At 66.4% G+C, this 16814-nt stretch carries 15 protein-coding genes; 12 read left to right on the top strand and 3 right to left on the bottom strand.

The window, feature by feature from the left end; translation table 11 throughout:
* The first annotated feature begins 95 nt into the window (after positions 1–95).
* The 5 genes from ACX80M_RS05200 (at position 96) to ACX80M_RS05180 (ending at position 4906) form a co-directional block, all read left to right on the top strand.
* Positions 96–653 carry a hypothetical protein gene (locus ACX80M_RS05200; protein ID WP_459309158.1) on the top strand — a complete coding sequence of 186 codons (558 nt, stop codon included), beginning with the start codon at positions 96–98 and terminating at the stop codon, positions 651–653.
* Positions 654–799: 146 nt separating this feature from the next.
* Complete coding sequence (ligA, locus tag ACX80M_RS05195; RefSeq protein ID WP_459309156.1) at positions 800–3130, top strand: NAD-dependent DNA ligase LigA; 2331 nt, start codon at positions 800–802, stop codon at positions 3128–3130.
* The gene (locus ACX80M_RS05190) at positions 3127–3945 is read left to right on the top strand and encodes an inositol monophosphatase family protein (RefSeq protein ID WP_252607851.1); all 819 of its coding nucleotides are present in this window, start codon (positions 3127–3129) and stop codon (positions 3943–3945) included. The genes ligA and ACX80M_RS05190 overlap by 4 nt, the downstream gene beginning before the upstream one ends.
* A 26-nt stretch (positions 3946–3971) precedes the next feature.
* Entirely contained in the window at positions 3972–4484 is a 513-nt protein-coding gene (locus tag ACX80M_RS05185; protein WP_252599956.1) for a GNAT family N-acetyltransferase, read from the top strand.
* Between the two features lie 38 nt (positions 4485–4522).
* Positions 4523–4906 (top strand): RidA family protein, encoded by a 384-nt coding sequence (locus ACX80M_RS05180; protein WP_252599957.1) that lies wholly within the window; start codon positions 4523–4525, stop codon positions 4904–4906.
* A 90-nt stretch (positions 4907–4996) separates the two neighbouring features.
* Here ACX80M_RS05180 and ACX80M_RS05175 read toward each other — a convergent pair whose 3' ends face one another.
* Entirely contained in the window at positions 4997–5659 is a 663-nt protein-coding gene (locus ACX80M_RS05175; protein ID WP_141139938.1) for a response regulator, read from the bottom strand.
* Entirely contained in the window at positions 5652–7424 is a 1773-nt protein-coding gene (locus tag ACX80M_RS05170; protein ID WP_252599958.1) for a sensor histidine kinase, read from the bottom strand. Before ACX80M_RS05170 ends, ACX80M_RS05175 begins: the two co-directional genes overlap by 8 nt.
* A gap of 164 nt (positions 7425–7588) precedes the next feature.
* On the opposite strand from ACX80M_RS05170, the gene ACX80M_RS05165 reads away from it, so the two are divergent.
* From ACX80M_RS05165 to ACX80M_RS05145, 5 genes are all read left to right on the top strand, one after another.
* The gene (locus ACX80M_RS05165; RefSeq protein WP_252599959.1) at positions 7589–9091 is read left to right on the top strand and encodes a CitMHS family transporter; all 1503 of its coding nucleotides are present in this window, start codon (positions 7589–7591) and stop codon (positions 9089–9091) included.
* Positions 9092–9236: 145 nt separating this feature from the next.
* Entirely contained in the window at positions 9237–9533 is a 297-nt protein-coding gene (gene gatC / locus ACX80M_RS05160) for an Asp-tRNA(Asn)/Glu-tRNA(Gln) amidotransferase subunit GatC (RefSeq protein WP_056348187.1), read from the top strand.
* Positions 9534–9535: 2 nt separating this feature from the next.
* Entirely contained in the window at positions 9536–11095 is a 1560-nt protein-coding gene (gatA, locus tag ACX80M_RS05155; protein WP_252599960.1) for an Asp-tRNA(Asn)/Glu-tRNA(Gln) amidotransferase subunit GatA, read from the top strand.
* Complete coding sequence (gene gatB / locus ACX80M_RS05150) at positions 11095–12603, top strand: Asp-tRNA(Asn)/Glu-tRNA(Gln) amidotransferase subunit GatB (protein WP_252599961.1); 1509 nt, start codon at positions 11095–11097, stop codon at positions 12601–12603. The genes gatA and gatB overlap by 1 nt, the downstream gene beginning before the upstream one ends.
* 193 nt (positions 12604–12796) lie before the next feature.
* Entirely contained in the window at positions 12797–13417 is a 621-nt protein-coding gene (locus ACX80M_RS05145; protein ID WP_252599962.1) for a hypothetical protein, read from the top strand.
* A 57-nt stretch (positions 13418–13474) separates the two neighbouring features.
* Here the strand turns inward: ACX80M_RS05145 and ACX80M_RS05140 are convergent, their stop codons facing one another.
* The gene (locus tag ACX80M_RS05140; protein WP_058929561.1) at positions 13475–14386 is read right to left on the bottom strand and encodes a LysR family transcriptional regulator; all 912 of its coding nucleotides are present in this window, start codon (positions 14384–14386) and stop codon (positions 13475–13477) included.
* Between the two features lie 134 nt (positions 14387–14520).
* On the opposite strand from ACX80M_RS05140, the gene tdh reads away from it, so the two are divergent.
* Entirely contained in the window at positions 14521–15567 is a 1047-nt protein-coding gene (gene tdh, locus ACX80M_RS05135; RefSeq protein WP_252599964.1) for an L-threonine 3-dehydrogenase, read from the top strand.
* 8 nt (positions 15568–15575) lie between these two features.
* Positions 15576–16772 (top strand): glycine C-acetyltransferase, encoded by a 1197-nt coding sequence (locus ACX80M_RS05130; protein WP_252613691.1) that lies wholly within the window; start codon positions 15576–15578, stop codon positions 16770–16772.
* The last annotated feature ends 42 nt before the right edge of the window (positions 16773–16814 follow it).

Below are 16814 nucleotides of genomic sequence, written 5' to 3'. Positions count from 1 at the left end.
CCAACGGATTTGCAGGCCCGTGGCGCGTTGTAGGAGACTACCGGAAACACTGTTTCGCCGCGGAAGGGGTGCCGCGCGCTGTCGAAAAGGTAACCATGATCCGATCCTCATCCGTGCTCCGCGACGTTTCAGCTGCTGCGGTGGCTGCGGTGCTGGCGCTCCTGGTTGGCCTTTCTGCGGCGGCCCCGGCGCAGGCCGACGACGGCGAACCGGCACCGGGTTTGTGCATCATTAATTGTGAGCCGGGCAATCAGAAGCCCGGGCCGACGGACACCTCAACTCCATCCCCGACGCAGACGTCGGCGGCCCCCGTGATCGAGCCCCCGCCGCCGCCCGTGGCGCCAGCACCGGTACCGGTTGCCACCCTCGCCCCGGAACCGAGCGTTTCGCCGACTGAGGAATCGCCGTCGGCCGCGCCCAGCACCACCATCCCCAGCCCGCCGTCGTCCGTACCCCCGTCCACGGAATCGAACTGGAACAAGCCAGTCACCAAGTCGGCCAAGCCCACACAGGCTGCCGCCGTTTCCCGGAACGACGGCTCCGGCCTCTTCGGCGGCCCCGGCCTGCTGGCCATCATGGCGGGCGTGCTGCTGGTGGGAGTCGCCGGCCTCGCCTTCGCCTGGTGGAGCCGGAACCGCCTCGCCTCACACTGACCCTGCCAGCCCCGCCCTTCCCAACTAGGTAGCAGTAACTGTCGTTATGAGCGCTCATAACGACAGTTACTGCTACCTACATGGGGGCGTTCCATGCCCACCGGGCGTTTGGGCGCAATGTCGGGGCGGTAAGGCAAGATAGGTCTGTGAGCACAGCACCGGTCCCCGCAGAGGAAACAGCAAACAGCACTGAGGAACTAACCGAGCCGGACGCCGTCCCCGCCGGGTCAGTGCGCGAAGAATATGAGAACCTGACGGACCTGGTCAGGAAGTACCGGTTTGCGTATTACCAGGAGGACGAACCCCTGGTCTCCGACGCTGAATTCGACGAACTGTTCCGGCGCCTGGAGGAGATCGAGGCCCTGCATCCGGAGCTGGTAGCCAATGATTCGCCTACGCAGGAGGTTGGCGGGGAAGTCTCAGCCGCGTTCGCCGCCGTCGAACATCTGCAGCGGATGTATAGCCTCGAGGACGTCTTTTCCCTGGAGGAGCTGGAGGCCTGGATCACCAAAGCCGAGGCCGGCGTCAGCAAGCTGGGGGACACGGCTCAGCTCGCGTGGCTCACGGAACTGAAGATTGACGGCCTCGCAGTCAACCTGTTGTACCGCGACGGGAAACTGGTCCGGGCGGCCACCAGGGGTGACGGAACCACGGGTGAAGACATCACCCACAACGTCCTGACGATCAAGGAAATCCCGACGGAACTGACGGGCACCGGCTTTCCCCCGGAGGTGGAAATCCGGGGCGAGGTCTTTATCCCTTCCAAGGCTTTTGCGGAATTCAATGAGGCACTGATCGAAGCCGGCAAGGCGCCGCTGGCCAACCCCAGGAATGCCGCCGCCGGTTCGATCAGGCAAAAGGATCCGGCGGAAACCGCCAAGCGTCCGTTGCGGATGTTTGTCCATGGCATTGGTGCGCGCGAAGGGCTGGAAACCCTGAGCCAGTCCCAGACCTACGCCGTGCTGGAACAATGGGGCCTTCCCGTCAGTCCGTACTTCGAGGTTCTCGGGGGCCTGCCGGAGATCCTTGCCTTCATCAAGCGCTATGGCGAACAACGGCACAACCTTATGCATGAAATCGACGGCATTGTGGTCAAGGTTGACGATCTCGCCACCCAGCGTGCCTTGGGCTACACCACCCGGGTGCCGCGGTGGGCCGTGGCCTATAAATACCCGCCGGAGGAAGTCCACACCAAACTGCTGGACATTGCAGTCAACGTCGGACGCACCGGACGCGTCACCCCGTACGGCATCATGACGCCCGTCAAGGTGGCCGGGTCCACCGTGGAGATGGCCACGCTCCACAACCAGGATGTGGTCAAGGCCAAGGGTGTGAAGATCGGCGACATCGTTGTCCTGCGGAAGGCCGGGGACGTCATTCCGGAAATTGTGGGGCCGGTGCTCGCCCTGCGCGGCCAGCAGAAACCGCCGGTGCGGGACTTCGTGATGCCCACCGAATGCCCTGCCTGCGGCACACCGCTGGCACCGGCCAAGGAAGGGGACGTGGACATCCGCTGCCCCAACGCCCGCTCCTGCCCGGCGCAGCTTCGGGAGCGCGTCTTCCATCTGGCCGGGCGCGGCGGCTTCGATATCGAGGCCCTGGGCTGGGAGGCAGCCATCGCGCTGACCTCCGGACCGGGTGCGGATCCAGCCACCAACGGCGGAAGGGTGGAACCGGCCGGCGACGGCATCCTGACCAGTGAGTCCGCACTGTTTGAACTGGCTGCGGATTCCGGACTGGACGAGCTGCGGAACAAACTGGCAGGCGTGTTGGTCTGGCGGGAGAAGCGCGACAAGGGCGTGGGCACGGGTACGTGGGACCTGGTCCCGTACTTCTGGACAAAGGCAACGGCCAAGACGCCATCCAAGCCCACGGCAACCACGAACAAGCTGTTCGACGAACTGACCAAAGCCAAGACGCAGCCGCTGTGGCGGGTGCTCGTTGCCCTGTCCATCCGGCACGTTGGCCCCCGCGCCTCACGCGCCCTGGCCACCGCGTTCGGCACCATGGACGGCATCCGGAACGCCTCCGAGGAGGACCTGGCCCATGTGGACGGCGTGGGGCCCACCATCGCGGCCGCGCTGAAGGAATGGTTCGCCGAGGACTGGCACGTGGAAATCGTTGACCGCTGGGCCGCGGCCGGGGTCCGCATGGCGGATGAGCGCGACGAATCCACGCCGCGCACGCTGGAAGGTCTGACCATTGTGGTTACCGGCTCCCTGCCGAACTTCAGCCGGGACGAGGCCAAGGAAGCCATCCTCATCAGGGGCGGCAAAGCGGCCGGTTCGGTCTCCAAAAACACCAGCTACGTCGTCGCCGGCGAAAGCGCAGGCACCAAACTGGACAAAGCCGAACAGCTCGGAATTCCGGTCCTGGACGAGGACGGCTTCCGGGAGCTCCTTGCGAACGGCCCGGCCCCCGCTGCCGAAGCCACGCCCATACCAACGCCCACAGAATCAGAAGAGGCAGCCGAATGAGCCATCCGGATCTCAACACCGAACTGCTTGCGGTGGCCCGGCAAGCAGCCGCCGCCGGCGCCGCCGTGCTGGCTTCCCGCAATGGCGAGACGCTTGACGTCAGCAACAAGGGCGACGCCGGCGACTGGGTTACGGCCTTTGATGTCGCCGCGGAGAATGCCGTCCGGGATGCCATCACGGCCGCCCGTCCACAGGACACCATCACGGGGGAGGAGCATGGGACCACCCGGCCCGCTGCCCCCACCGGCTACCGCTGGTCCATCGACCCGCTGGACGGTACCACCAACTTCATCCGGAACATCGTCTACTACGCCACCTCCGTGGCAGTGGCGGATGCCGACGGCGTCTGGCTGGCCGGCGTCGTCAACGCCCCGGCGCTGGGCCGCGTCTACTACGCTGCCCGCGGCCAGGGTGCGTGGCTGGAAGAAGGCGGCCGGGTGACCCAGCTCCAGGGCCCGGCGCCGGACCGCGCCGGGCAGATCCTCGCCACCGGCTTCAGTTACGACCCCGCCATCCGCGCCGAGCAGGCTGCGCTGCTGGGCAGCCTGATGGATGGATTTGCCGACGTCCGGCGGCTGGGCTCTGCAGCGCTGGATCTCTGCATGGTGGCTGACGGGACCCACGACGCCTACGGCGAACGCGGGCTCAACGAACATGACTTCTCCGCCGGTGCGTTGATTGCCGAGGAAGCCGGTTGCTGGGTCCGGCGTCCCCGGCTGGCCAGTCCGCTGGACGGCGGACCCGCCGACGAGGACAGGCTGGCCGCCTGGACCTGCGCCGGGACCTTGGCCCTGTCCGGCAAGTTTCCGCTGTGACGGTGCTGCCCCACTAACATTGTCAGGTGCAATCGCAAATAACCATCCGACCGGCCGTTGAGGCAGACTTCCAGGCCATCGCCACGATCACCGTGGACTCGTACCTGGCAGCAGGGTATTTCGACAGCGCGGACCATCCCTATATGCAGCAGATCCAGGATGTTGCCGCACGTGCGGCGAAGGCCACGATCTGGGTTGCCGAGCGGGACCGGCAGGTGGTGGGTTCCGTGACGCTGGCACTGGCAGGTGAACCGTTCGCCGACATCGCCCTGCCGGATGAGCTGGAGTTCCGGATGCTGGTGGTGGATCCGGCGGTGCAGCGCAGCGGCGCAGGCAAGGCCATGGTGGAAGCCATCATTGAGCATGCGAAATCGCTGGAGGGCATCACGGGCGTGGCCCTCACCACCGGCGGGACCTGGGAGAGCGCCCATGGCCTCTACCGGAAGACAGGCTTCAAACGAGTCCCCGAGCGTGACTGGCTGATTCCGGGCACCGACATAAAGCTGCTGGTTTACCGGCTTGACGTCCAGCCAACCTAAAGTGGTGCCGACTCGTTTTCGGCACTGAAAGGCCCACCATGCGCAAAATATTCGGCACCGGCTCCGTCTGGGAGCAGACCCTCGGCTACTCCCGTGCCGTCCAGGTGGACAACACGCTCTATATTTCCGCCACGGCCGCCAGCGGCGAGGACGGCATTGTGGGCGAGGACTTCTACACGCAGACCCAATACATCCTGCAGAAGCTCGGCGCGGTCCTGGCCGATGCCGGCTTCAGCTTCGAAGACGTGGTCCAGTCCAAGCTGTACCTGACGGACATCAGCAAATGGGAAGAAGCTGGCCGCGCCCACGGCGAAGTCTTCGGCGAGATCCGCCCCACGCTGGCCCTCGTGCACGTCCTGCCGTTCCTTGACCCGAAGATGCTCGTCGAAATCGAGCTCGTGGCCCAGAAGAGCGCCAGCTAGCGCATCCGCCCGCACCCCCGCGCGCGAACGGACACTTGGGGCCCTGGATTCCGGGCCCCGAGTGTCCGTTCGCGCTCAAGGGGTGGGGCCTCAGGCCGGCGGGAGGCTGTAGCGGTGTTCCGGGCGTCCGGTGGTTCCGTAGCGCAGTTGGATGTCGACGGCGCCGTCGTCGGCCAGCGAGGACAGGTACCTTTGCGCCGTGGCCCGGGAAACCCCCACGCGGGTGGCCACTTCCACCGCCGAATACTGTTCGCCGGCAACCAGCGATTCCAACACCGCGGCCTCGGTGGCGGAGCGGGGTTTGGCCGCCGGCGTCACGTCCCCCGGGATCAGCGCCCGTTTGGCCCGCTCCACGGACCCCTGGTCCAGGGCCCCGGGCTGGCCCAGCAGCCTGCGGTACCGGGCATACGAACGTAGCTGCTGCGAGAGCGACTCGGCCGTAAAGGGCTTCAACAGGTACCCGAGGGCGCCGCGGCGGAACGCTTTCCGCAGCGACTCGGCGTCCGATGCGGCACTGAGGATCATGGTGTCCACGTCCAGCTGCTGCAGCAGGTCGAGGCCTGAGGCATCCGGCAGGTAGACATCCAGCAGCACCAGGTCCGGGCGGAGGCTGTGGATCGCCTGCAGCGCCAGGGACGCCGACCCCACCGGCGCCAGCGCCAGGAATCCCGCCACCGAATCCACATACGTTGCGTGCAGCTTGGCCACGTGGAAATCGTCGTCCACAATCAGCACCCTGAAATCCTCAGGCATCATTGTCCTTTCCAGCTGAATCCTGGGTCCCCGCAGGTGTCCCGGCGGTGGTCCCGGCCGTTGTGCGTGGCAGGGAAGCCATAAACACGGCACCGGGTCCGCCCGGTGTCCCCGGCTCCAGCAGGCGGACGTCCCCGCCGCGGCGCCGGGCCAGCTTCCGGGCCAGGGCCAGGCCCAGCCCCTGCCCGCCACTCCGCCCGCCACTCCTTCCACCGGCAGCCGCCGGAGCCGGCACTACTGGGCCAGCCGCCGTCGTAAATCCCTCGGCGAAGACCGCTTCCGCGTCCGTCCCGGCGGCCAGCCCGTCGCCGGAATCGGCGACGACGATGTGCAGCGTCCCGCCGTCGTCGTGCGGTTCATCCAGCACCTCCAGCTCCACCCAGCGGTCCGGGGAGGAGCCGGCGACGGCGGCGTTCACCGCGTTGTCGATCAGGTTGCCCAGTACGGTGGTCACGTCCTGCGGCTCGGTGACCTGGCCGCGGACCAGGGTTTCGGGGCCGATCCGCAGCGTCACGTCGCGCTCGTCGGCCTCCACACCTTTGGCACCCACAAAGGCCTGCAGGTAGGGGTCCTGCAACAGTTCCGCCTGGTCCACCGGGAACTTCAGCGGCCCCGTGGCGGCCAGCCCGGCCAGGTACTCGCGGGCCTGTTGGTGTTGCCCGATGCTCATGAGGCCGGTGATGGTGTGCAGCTGGTTGGCGAATTCGTGGCGCTGGGCGCGCAGGGCCGTGGACATGGTGCCCACGGCGTCGAGTTGCCGGGTGAGCTGCTGGAGTTCGGTGCGGTCCCGGAGCATCACCACCCAGCCCAGGTCCTCGCTTCGATGCAGGGCCTTGCGCGCGCTGGCCACCAGGACACTGCCGCCGGCTACCAGTTCGATGGCGTCCGCCTCCGCAGCGTCCGGCCGGGTCAACGCCCTGAGCTGCTCGGGCACAGGAGCTTTGGCCCACGGCGTCCCGGAAAGGTCCGGCTGCTCCAAAAGGCGCTGCGCGGCTGCGTTGAACACGCTGATCCTGCCGTCGGCCGAAACGCCGATGACGCCGTCGTCCACGCCCTGCAGCACAGCCACCTGGTCGTGGACCAGCGTGCTGATTTCCTCGGGCTCCAGCCCCAGCGTTAGACGCTGGAGCCGGCGCCGCAGCAGGAACGAGGCCAGCACGCCAGCCAACAGCGCACCTGCGGCGGTCAGCCCCACCGGGCCGATGTCGCGCGCAACGCTTTGGCCCACGCTCTCCATGGAGTACCCAACGCTGACCTCGCCCACGACGGTGCCCGTGCCAGTGCCGGGTGCGTAAACAGGAACCTTGGCGCCGGCAGACGGGCCCAGTGTCCCGGTGTTCCTGGTGGTGACCTCCTGGCCGGCGAGGGCCTCGGACGGGTCGGTGCTGACTTTCTCGCCCAGCCGGTCCGGATCCGGGTGCGCCAGGCGCAGGCCGGTTTCGTCGGTGATCACCACAAACAGTGCCCCGGTCCGGGTCCGGATCGCCTCGGCGGCTGCCATCAGCGGGCCGCCGCGGAGCACGGCAGGCGGGGGAGTGCCCGCGCCCGCGCTGATGGCCAGCACGTCAGCCTGCACGGAGGGATCCGCGGCGACGGCGCGGGCCAGCGTCAGGGCCTGGTTTTCCGCCTCGCGGCCCACCCGGTCGTAGGTCAGCCAGGCGTGGACGGCGGCGCTGAGCAGCACCACCAGCAGGACCACGCCCAGCTGAAGGAGGAGGGTCTGCGTGGAGAACCGCAAAGGCGGTGTGCGTGCAGAACGTGGCATGGTCCTCCCTTCCTCGGGCCCGGGTGTGAGCACAATGCGCAAAATGCTCGGAATAAGCAGTATGCCAATCAATTGAGCCAAAGGCACGGCCGTGACGCCCGCCACCCTAATGTCTGTAGCACGCGTCACACTGCGGTGGCGTTGTTCACAAGAAGGAGCCGGCCGTGCTGGTATTACTTGGATTCGCAATGATCGCGGTATTCATGGTGCTGATCATGACGAAGAAGTTGACGCCAGTACTGGCGCTGATCATCGTCCCCACCGTTTTTGGCCTCTTCGCAGGCGCCGGACTGGGCATTGGGGACATGGTCCTGGAGTCAATGAAGTCCATGACGTCCACGGCGGCACTCCTGATGTTCGCCATCATCTACTTCGGCCTGATGATCGACGTCGGGCTGTTCGACCCGCTGGTGAAGTTCATCCTCCGCAAGCTCGGCAATGACCCCGCCAAGGTGGTGCTCGGCACCGCGATCCTGGCGGCCGCAGTCTCCCTGGACGGCGACGGCTCCACGACCTTCATCCTCACCACCGCCGCCATGCTGCCGGTCTACCTGCGCCTGAAGATGAGCCCTGTTGTCCTCACGTGCGTGGCCGGCCTGGCCAACGGCACCATGAACATCCTGCCGTGGGGCGGTCCTACTGCCCGCGCCGCCACCGCGCTCCACCTGGACGTCAACGACGTTTTTGTCCCGATGATCCCGTCCCTCATCGCCGGCCTGGTAGTGGTCTTCGGCTTCGCCTGGCTCCTGGGCCTGCAGGAACGCAACCGCCTCCGCGCCACTGAACCGGAAATCTGGGGAACGCCGGACACGGCAGAGCCGTTCACTGCCGAAAAGTTCGACGGCGGCGCTTCCGACGGCGGCACCGCCGCTGCCTCCGCCGGTACCGGCCGCAGTGGGTCACGTACCCCCGGAACCGGAAGTCCCGCCGTCGGCGGCTACTCTCCGGAAGGTTCGTCAGTGGCTGTCCTGGAACGCACCGAAACGCTGGTGGACGAACAGGACGGCGGGCTGGCCGACACCGCCCTGGACCCCAACCGCTCCACGCTCCGCCCGAAACTGTTCTGGTTCAACCTTGGCCTGACGGTCGCCGTGATGGTGATGCTCGTGGCCGATCTCGTCCCGCTGCCGTTCGTCTTTATGGTCGGGTCGGCCATCGCGCTGGTCGTGAACTTCCCCAACGTCAAGGAACAGGGCGCGCAGCTCGTGGCCCACTCCTCGTCCATCGTGGCCGTGGTGAGCATGGTGATGGCGGCCGCAGTCCTGACTGGTGTCCTGACCGGCACCGGAATGGTGGAGGCCATGTCCGCGTGGCTGGTCCAGATCATCCCGACCGAAATGGGACCGTTCCTGGCCGTCATCACCGGCGTCCTCAGCATCCCCATGACGTTCTTCATGAGCAACGACGCCTTCTACTTCGGCGTCCTGCCCGTGCTCAGCGAGACCGCCGCACACTACGGGATCAGCGCCGCGGAGATGGCGCGTGCCTCCATCACCGGCCAGCCCTTCCACCTGCAGAGCCCGCTGGTTCCGGCCATCCTGCTGCTGGTTTCGCTGGCCAAGGTGGACCTCGGCGACCACCACAAAAAGGTCCTGTGGCGCACCGCAGTGGTTTCCCTCGTCATGTTGGGTGCGGGAATGCTGACGGGAGCCATCGGGATCGGTTAGTCTGTAGCTGCCTGTGGCCGGTCCCCGTGACCGGGACCACGGCACCGAGGTGCCCGTCTGACGCCCGCTGGGGGTCGTCAGACGGGCACTGACGTTTCCCCACTAGACTGGTTCGGAAAACAATCCGAACTTGCAGGGGAGATCCATGGCTGCGATCAACCGTGACGATGTTGCGCACCTCGCGCAGCTCGCTCACATCGAGATGAGTGCTGAAGAGCTGGACAGGATGGCCGGCGAACTCGCCGTCATCGTTGATTCAGTGAAGTCCGTGAGTGAAGCCGCCGGTGATGACGTCCCGGCAACCTCCCACCCGATCCCGCTGACCAACGTGTTCCGCGAGGACGTTGTGGGCCACACTTTCACCGCGGAGCAGGCACTCTCGGGGGCTCCGGATTCCGATGAGAACCGCTTCAAGGTCCCGGCAATCCTGGATGAGGCATAACCATGACTGACACCAACGAACTCATCCGCCTGTCCGCCGCGCAGCTGGCCGGCATGCTGGCCGCGGGCGAGGTCACCTCCGTCGAGGTCACGCAGGCGTACCTGGACCGGATCGCAGCTGTCGACGGCGGCGAACGCGGCGTGAACGCGTTCCTGCACGTCAACACGGAGGAAGCGCTCGCCGTCGCCGCCGAGGTGGACGCCATCCGCGCCGCCGGCGGTGCCGCGGCCGAGGAACTCCACGTACTCGCCGGCGTGCCGATCGCGGTCAAGGACCTCATCGTCACCATCGGCCAGCCCACCACGGCAGGCTCCAAGATCCTCGAGGGCTGGCACAGCCCCTATGACGCCACGGTGGTCAAGCGCCTCCGTGCCGCCAAAATGCCCATCCTGGGCAAGACCAACCTGGACGAATTCGCCATGGGGTCCTCCACCGAGCACTCCGCCTACGGCCCCACCCGCAACCCATGGGACCTGGACCGGATCCCCGGGGGCTCCGGCGGCGGTTCGGCCGCGGCCGTTGCTGCTTTTGAGGCCCCGCTGGCGCTCGGCACGGACACCGGCGGGTCCATCCGCCAGCCCGGCGCCGTCACCGGCACCGTGGGAGTCAAGCCCACCTACGGCGGCGTTTCCCGCTACGGTGCCATCGCGATGGCTTCCTCGCTGGACCAGATCGGCCCGGTTTCCCGCACCGTCCTGGACTCGGCGCTGCTGCACCAGGTCATCGGCGGGCATGATCCCTTTGACTCCACGTCCCTGCCCGACCCCCTGGCAGACCTCGTCGCCGCTGCCCGCGTGGGCAACGTCGAAGGCATGCGGATCGGCATCATCAAGGAACTCCACGGCGAGGGCTACCAGGCCGGCGTCGAGAACCGCTTCAACGAATCCCTGGAACTGCTGAAGCAGGCCGGCGCGGAAATTGTTGAGGTGTCCTGCCCCAACTTCCAGTACGCCCTCGGCGCCTACTACCTGATCATGCCGTCCGAAGCCTCCTCCAACCTGGCAAAGTTCGACGGTGTCCGGTACGGCCTGCGCGTCCTGCCCAAGGACGGGCCCATGACCATCGAACGCGTTATGGGAGCCACGCGCGCCGCCGGCTTCGGCGACGAAGTCAAGCGCCGCATCATCCTGGGTACCTACGCGCTGAGCGCCGGCTACTACGACGCGTACTACGGGTCTGCCCAGAAGGTCCGCACCTTGGTGCAGCGTGACTTCGAGGCCGCGTTCGCGCAGGCCGACGTCCTGATCTCCCCCACGGCGCCCACCACGGCGTTCAAGCTTGGGGAGAAACTGAATGATCCGCTGGCGATGTACCTCAATGACGTCGCCACCATCCCCGCCAACCTGGCAGGCGTGCCCGGGCTGACCCTGCCCGGCGGCCTGGCAGACGAGGACGGCCTTCCCGTCGGCATCCAGCTGCTGGCTCCGGCCCGCGAGGATGCCCGGCTCTACCGGGTAGGCGCGGTCCTGGAATCCCTGCTTGAGGCACAGTGGGGCGGCCCGCTCCTGGATAAGGCCCCTGCGTTGGTCGAGACCCTTGTAGCAGCCAAGGAGGCAAAATAATGAGCACTGACGCAACCCTGAGCTTCGAAGAGGCCATGGAGAAGTACGATCCCGTCCTGGGTTTTGAGGTCCACGTGGAACTCAACACCAAGTCCAAGATGTTCTCCTCCGCGCCCAACGTCTTCGGCGATGAGCCGAACACCAACGTCAACGAGGTGGACCTGGGCATGCCCGGCGTGCTGCCGGTAGTGAACAGGGTCGCGATCGAGTCCTCGATCAAGATCGGCCTTGCCCTGAACTGCAAGATCGCTGAATCCTGCACGTTCGCCCGGAAGCAGTACTTCTATCCGGACACTCCCAAAAACTTCCAGACGTCACAGTACGAGGACCCCATCGCGTACGACGGCTACCTGGACATCGAACTCTCGGACGGGACCATCTTCCGTGTGGAGATCGAGCGCGCCCACATGGAAGAGGACGCCGGCAAGCTGACGCACATGGGCGGGGCCGCCGGCCGCATCCAGGGTGCCGACTTCTCGCTGGTGGACTACAACCGCTCCGGCGTTCCGCTGGTGGAGATTGTCACCAAGCCCATCGAGGGTGCGGGTTCCCGAGCCCCGGAGCTGGCCAAGGCCTACGTGGCCGCGGTCCGGGAGATCGTCAAGAACCTAGGTGTGTCGGACGCGAAGATGGAACGCGGCAACGTACGCTGCGACGCGAACGTTTCGCTGCGCCCGCACGGCCGCGAACGCTTCGGCATCCGCTCCGAAACGAAGAACGTCAACTCGCTGCGCGCCGTCGAACACGCCGTCCGCTACGAGATCCAGCGGCACGCAGCCGTTCTGGATGCCGGCAACCCGATCATCCAGGAAACCCGCCACTGGCACGAGGACACGCGCACCACCACCTCGGGCCGGCCCAAGTCGGACGCCGATGACTACCGCTACTTCCCGGAGCCCGACCTGGTTCCGATCGTCGCCTCCCGCGAATGGGTGGAGGAACTCCGCGCCACGCTGCCCGAGCCGCCGGCGGCCCGCCGCAAGCGGCTGCAGTCGGACTGGGGCTACTCGGACCTGGAATTCCGCGACGTCGTCAACGCCGGCGTTATGGATGAGATCGAGGAAACCATCGCTGCCGGCGCCACAGCCACCGTCGCCCGTAAGTGGTGGATGGGCGAGATCGTTGGCCGCGCCAAGAACGCCGACGTCGATCCCGGCCAGCTGGGCGTCCAGCCCGCCACTATCGTGGAGCTGAACCGGATGGTCGAGGACGGCAAGATCAACAACAAGATGGCCACCGAAGTACTGGACGGCGTGCTCGCCGGTGAAGGCACCCCGGCGGAGATCGTGGAGAAGCGCGGCCTCGCCGTAGTTTCCGACGACGGCCCCCTCCTGGAAGCCATCGATGCAGCCCTCGCCGCGCAGCCTGACGTCGCGGACAAGATTCGCGCCGGCAAACTCCAGGCGATCGGCGCGATCGTCGGCGGCGTTATGAAGGCCACCCGAGGCCAGGCCGACGCCGGCCGCGTCAAGGAGCTGATCCTCTCGAAGCTCGGCGTCGAGGGCTAAGCCACCTGATTTAACCCATCTGGGTCGCAGTAGATGTCGTTATGAGCGCTCATAACGACATCTACTGCGACCCAGTTTGGCGTTTAAGTACTCGCATCCGCGCGAAAAAGTACCCGTGTTCAGCGGGGCTTGCCGGTTCTACACTGAAGATCCAGGGCGCCGGAGCCCTGCCCGTGCTGTGGGAGGAATGGCCATGTCGGTCCAAGAATCTTTGAGAATCCGCAAGGCGCTGCTGGCCGGCGTGGTGGCGTTGGCGCTGACAGGCACAGGAGTCGCCATCGCCTGGTCCGCTACAGACACGCCGTCGCCGTCAGCCTCCGAACCGGGGAAATCGGACAAGGCTAAAGGCCAGGAGAAGCCGGCCAAGGCCCAGCGCCCGCAGCACCTGCACAGTGAAAGTGTGGTGAAGAAGGCGGACGGGACGTTCGAAACCGTGCTGACCCAGCAGGGCACCGTGGAGGCCGTCAGCGAAACCTCGCTCACCGTCAAGAGCGAGGACGGCTTCACCCAGACCTACGCCGTCAACGCAGAGACCAGGATCATCAAGTTCCCTGCCCCGGCCGCGGACGGTTCCCCGGCAACGGGCGACGACGGCAAACGGCTGAAGCGGTCAGAGGTCACCATCGCGGAAATCGCCACGGGTGAGGCCGTCAGGGTCTCCGGCGTGAAGAACGGTGACAACGCCACCGCCCGGCAGATCGTGGAGGGCGCCGGCACCGGTCCGGGCCTGGGCATCGGAAAAGGAATGGGCAAGGGGCACGGCCACGGGCTGGGCAAGGGCCTCGGCCACGCCAAGCGGCTTGCCACCAAGTAAGTAGCGCCAACTGTCGTTCTGAGCCCTGAAAACGACAGTTAGTGCTACTCAGTTGGGTTAGCCCTGCTCCACCAGCCCGGTCATGATCGCCTGCAGCGCCTCGCACACAATCATCACAGAGCGGCGTTTCAGGTTCTCCGGCCGGGCCAGGATGTCGATCCGCCGCCGGGTGCTGATGCCCTCCAGCGGCCGCAGCACAATGCCGGGGTTGAGCACGGGCCGCGCCGTATGCCGCGGCAGCAGGCCCACCACACCCCCCGCCGCCACCAGCGCGGCCACGGTGGAGTAGTCGTTGATCCGGTGGACGATGTTCAGTTCCTTGCTGGAGACGGCCGCGACGGCGGACAGGACGTCGGCGGGGGAGTATCCGGTGTGGCTGGTCACCCAAGGTTCGCCCACGACGTCGGCCGCGGTGAGAGTGCCCTGGCGGGCCAAGCGATGGTCAGCCGGCAACGCAACATCCAGCGGTTCGTGCGCCAGCGGAATCACCGCAACACGCTCCTCCGGCCAGCGCGGGCTGTGGTCCATCCGGTGCGCCAGCACCAGGTCGTACCGCGCCGTCAGCGCCGGGAAGTCCTGCTGCGCCACGTCCTCGTCGGAAAGCTGGATCCGCGGCTGGCCGGGCGCGTCCAGCATGCGCGCGAGCGGCGCGAACAGCGCCTGCCCCGCGCTGTGGAAACCGCTGATGGTCACGGTGCCCACCGGCGAGCCGTGATAGGCGCCGATGGCTGTCCGGGCGTCCGCCATGGCACTGACGACGGCGGCACCGGCGTCGGCGAGCACCTGCCCGGCCTCGGTCAGCACCAGGTTGCGGCCCTCCTTCCGGGTCAGCGGAACCTCAACATTGCGCTGCAGGAGTGCCAGTTGCTGGGACACCGCGGAGGGCGTGACCATCAGCGTCTCCGCCACCGCCTTCACGCTGCCCAGGGCTCCGAGTTCGCGGAGGATTTCCAGCTGATGAATTTCCATCCGCCCAGTCTATGCATTAGAGAACACTTCATCGTCGATTGAGAGAATTCTGCTTGTGCTAATGCTTCGAAATGGCTCTAATGAAGGGAGACCACACCCGCTGGCCGCGGGCGCTGCCAACAGTCAGGAAGCCAATGAAGGCACTCTACAAGTCCGGTGCACACGCCGGGTTCGAGCTGGTTGACCGGCCCGAGCCCGAGGCCGGCCCCAACGACGTCAAGATCCGGGTCATAACCACCGGGATCTGCGGCACCGACCTGCACATCCAGTCCTGGGACGCCTGGGCCCAGAGCATGATCGAGGCACCCCTCATCGCCGGCCATGAGTTCTACGGTGAAGTGGTGGAAATCGGCGACGGCGTCCGCGACGTCAAAGTGGGGGACCGCGTATCCGGCGAAGGCCACGTGGTCTGCGGGATCTGCCGGAACTGCCGCGCAGGCCGCCGCCACATGTGCATCCACACCGTCAGCGTCGGTGTGCAGAGGGACGGCGCCTTCGCCGAGTACGTGGTCATCCCCGAGACCAACGTCTGGGTTCACCATGACCCCTCCATCACACCGGAACTCGGCGCGATTTTCGATCCGTTCGGCAACGCCGTGCACACCGCCCTCAGCTTCCCGCTGGTGGGCGAGGACGTGCTCATCACCGGGGCAGGACCCATCGGCCTGATGGCCATCGCCGTGGCCCGCCACGCCGGGGCGCGCAAGATCGCCATCACCGATGTCTCCCAGCCACGGCTCGAGCTTGCACGCCAGCTCGGCGTGGACCTCACCATCGACGTCTCCACCACGCGCGTCAAGGATGCCCAGCGTGAACTCGGCATGCGCGAGGGCTTCGACATCGGCATGGAAATGTCCGGCCACCCCACCGCGCTGCCTGAGATGATCAACAACATGAACCACGGCGGCCGCATTGCCATGCTCGGCCTGCCCAGCCAGGACATCACCATCGACTGGGGCAAAGTAGTCACGCACATGCTGACGCTGAAGGGCATCTACGGCCGCGAAATGTATGAGACGTGGTACGCCATGAGCGCCATGCTCTCCTCCAACCCCGTGCTGCACGCCGGCATCTCAGCGGTAGTGACGGACAAGCTGCCCGCCGCAGAATGGGAAAAAGGCTTCGCCACCGCCCGCGCCGGCGTCGGCGGAAAAGTTGTCCTCGACTGGACCGAACTCTAAGGAGCACCATGTACACCTCCATCAAGGACCAGCTGCAGGCTGAGCTGGACGACATCCGCACCGCCGGACTCTTCAAAACCGAACGCAGCATCAACTCCCCGCAGTCCAGCCACATCACGGCAGGGCAGATCGGCCAGCCCGGCGCCACCGTCCTGAACTTCTGCGCCAACAACTACCTGGGCCTTGCGGACCACCCGGACATCATCGCCGCGGCAAAACAGGCCATGGACTCGCGGGGCTTCGGCATGGCCAGCGTCCGCTTCATCTGCGGCACCCAGGACCTGCACCTGGAGCTGGAAGCCAGGGTTTCCAGGTTCCTCGGCACGGAGGACACCATCCTGTTCTCCAGCTGCTTTGATGCCAACGGCGGCGTCTTCGAATCCCTCTTCGGCCCTGAGGACGCCATCATCTCCGACGCCCTCAACCACGCCTCCATCATCGACGGCATCCGGCTCTGCAAGGCCCAGCGGTTCCGCTACGCGAACCAGGACATGGCGGAGCTCGAGGCCAGGCTCGTTGAGGCGAAGGATGCCCGGCGCAAGATCATTGTCACCGACGGTGTGTTCTCCATGGACGGCTACCTGGCACCGCTGGAAGCCATCTGCGACCTCGCCGAGATGCACGACGCCCTGGTGATGGTGGACGATTCCCACGCCGTCGGCTTTATGGGTGCCACCGGTGCAGGAACCCCGGAGCACGCAGGCGTGTCCCGGCGCGTGGACATCTACACCGGAACGTTCGGCAAGGCCCTGGGCGGCGCGTCCGGCGGCTACGTGTCCGGCCGCAGCGAAGTGGTGGCCATGCTCCGCCAGAAAGCGCGACCGTACCTGTTCTCCAACTCCCTGGCCCCCGCGATCGTCGCCGCGACCATCAAGGCGCTTGACCTGGTGGAGAACTCCGGTGACCTGCGGACCCGGCTGTTCGAGAATGCCCGGCTGTTCCGCCGCCGGATGACGGAGGAGGGCTTCGAACTCCTGGACGGCGAACACGCGATTGTTCCCGTGATGTTCGGGGATGCCGTGATGGCCGCCAAGGTGGCGGACCAGATGCTCCAGCACGGCGTCTTCGTCACCGCGTTCAGTTTCCCGGTGGTCCCGCGCGGCGCCGCCCGGATCCGCGTGCAGCTTTCAGCGTCGCACTCAGCGGACGACGTCGAAGCATGCGTGGCTGCCTTTGTCGCCAGCCGTGCGGCGGTAGCAGGCTAACCCAGCCGGGTTAACCCAGCCGGGCTAAACCCCTGGCGGGTG

The organism is Pseudarthrobacter sp. MDT1-22, assembly GCF_054511035.1.
The sequence above is the reverse complement of the archived record's forward strand: the minus strand, read 5'-3'. Positions and strand labels throughout refer to the sequence as shown.

Excerpts from the sequence above, each read along its gene's own strand:
- ACX80M_RS05200 (WP_459309158.1), top strand. The coding sequence starts at position 96 with ATGATCCGATCCTCATCCGTGCTCCGCGACGTTTCAGCTGCTGCGGTG.
- ACX80M_RS05190 (WP_252607851.1), top strand. The coding sequence starts at position 3,127 with ATGAGCCATCCGGATCTCAACACCGAACTGCTTGCGGTGGCCCGGCAA.
- ACX80M_RS05180 (WP_252599957.1), top strand. The coding sequence starts at position 4,523 with ATGCGCAAAATATTCGGCACCGGCTCCGTCTGGGAGCAGACCCTCGGC.
- ACX80M_RS05175 (WP_141139938.1), bottom strand. The coding sequence starts at position 5,659 with ATGCCTGAGGATTTCAGGGTGCTGATTGTGGACGACGATTTCCACGTG.
- ACX80M_RS05170 (WP_252599958.1), bottom strand. The coding sequence starts at position 7,424 with ATGCCACGTTCTGCACGCACACCGCCTTTGCGGTTCTCCACGCAGACC.
- gatC (WP_056348187.1), top strand. The coding sequence starts at position 9,237 with ATGGCTGCGATCAACCGTGACGATGTTGCGCACCTCGCGCAGCTCGCT.
- gatA (WP_252599960.1), top strand. The coding sequence starts at position 9,536 with ATGACTGACACCAACGAACTCATCCGCCTGTCCGCCGCGCAGCTGGCC.
- gatB (WP_252599961.1), top strand. The coding sequence starts at position 11,095 with ATGAGCACTGACGCAACCCTGAGCTTCGAAGAGGCCATGGAGAAGTAC.
- ACX80M_RS05145 (WP_252599962.1), top strand. The coding sequence starts at position 12,797 with ATGTCGGTCCAAGAATCTTTGAGAATCCGCAAGGCGCTGCTGGCCGGC.
- ACX80M_RS05140 (WP_058929561.1), bottom strand. The coding sequence starts at position 14,386 with ATGGAAATTCATCAGCTGGAAATCCTCCGCGAACTCGGAGCCCTGGGC.
- tdh (WP_252599964.1), top strand. The coding sequence starts at position 14,521 with ATGAAGGCACTCTACAAGTCCGGTGCACACGCCGGGTTCGAGCTGGTT.
- ACX80M_RS05130 (WP_252613691.1), top strand. The coding sequence starts at position 15,576 with ATGTACACCTCCATCAAGGACCAGCTGCAGGCTGAGCTGGACGACATC.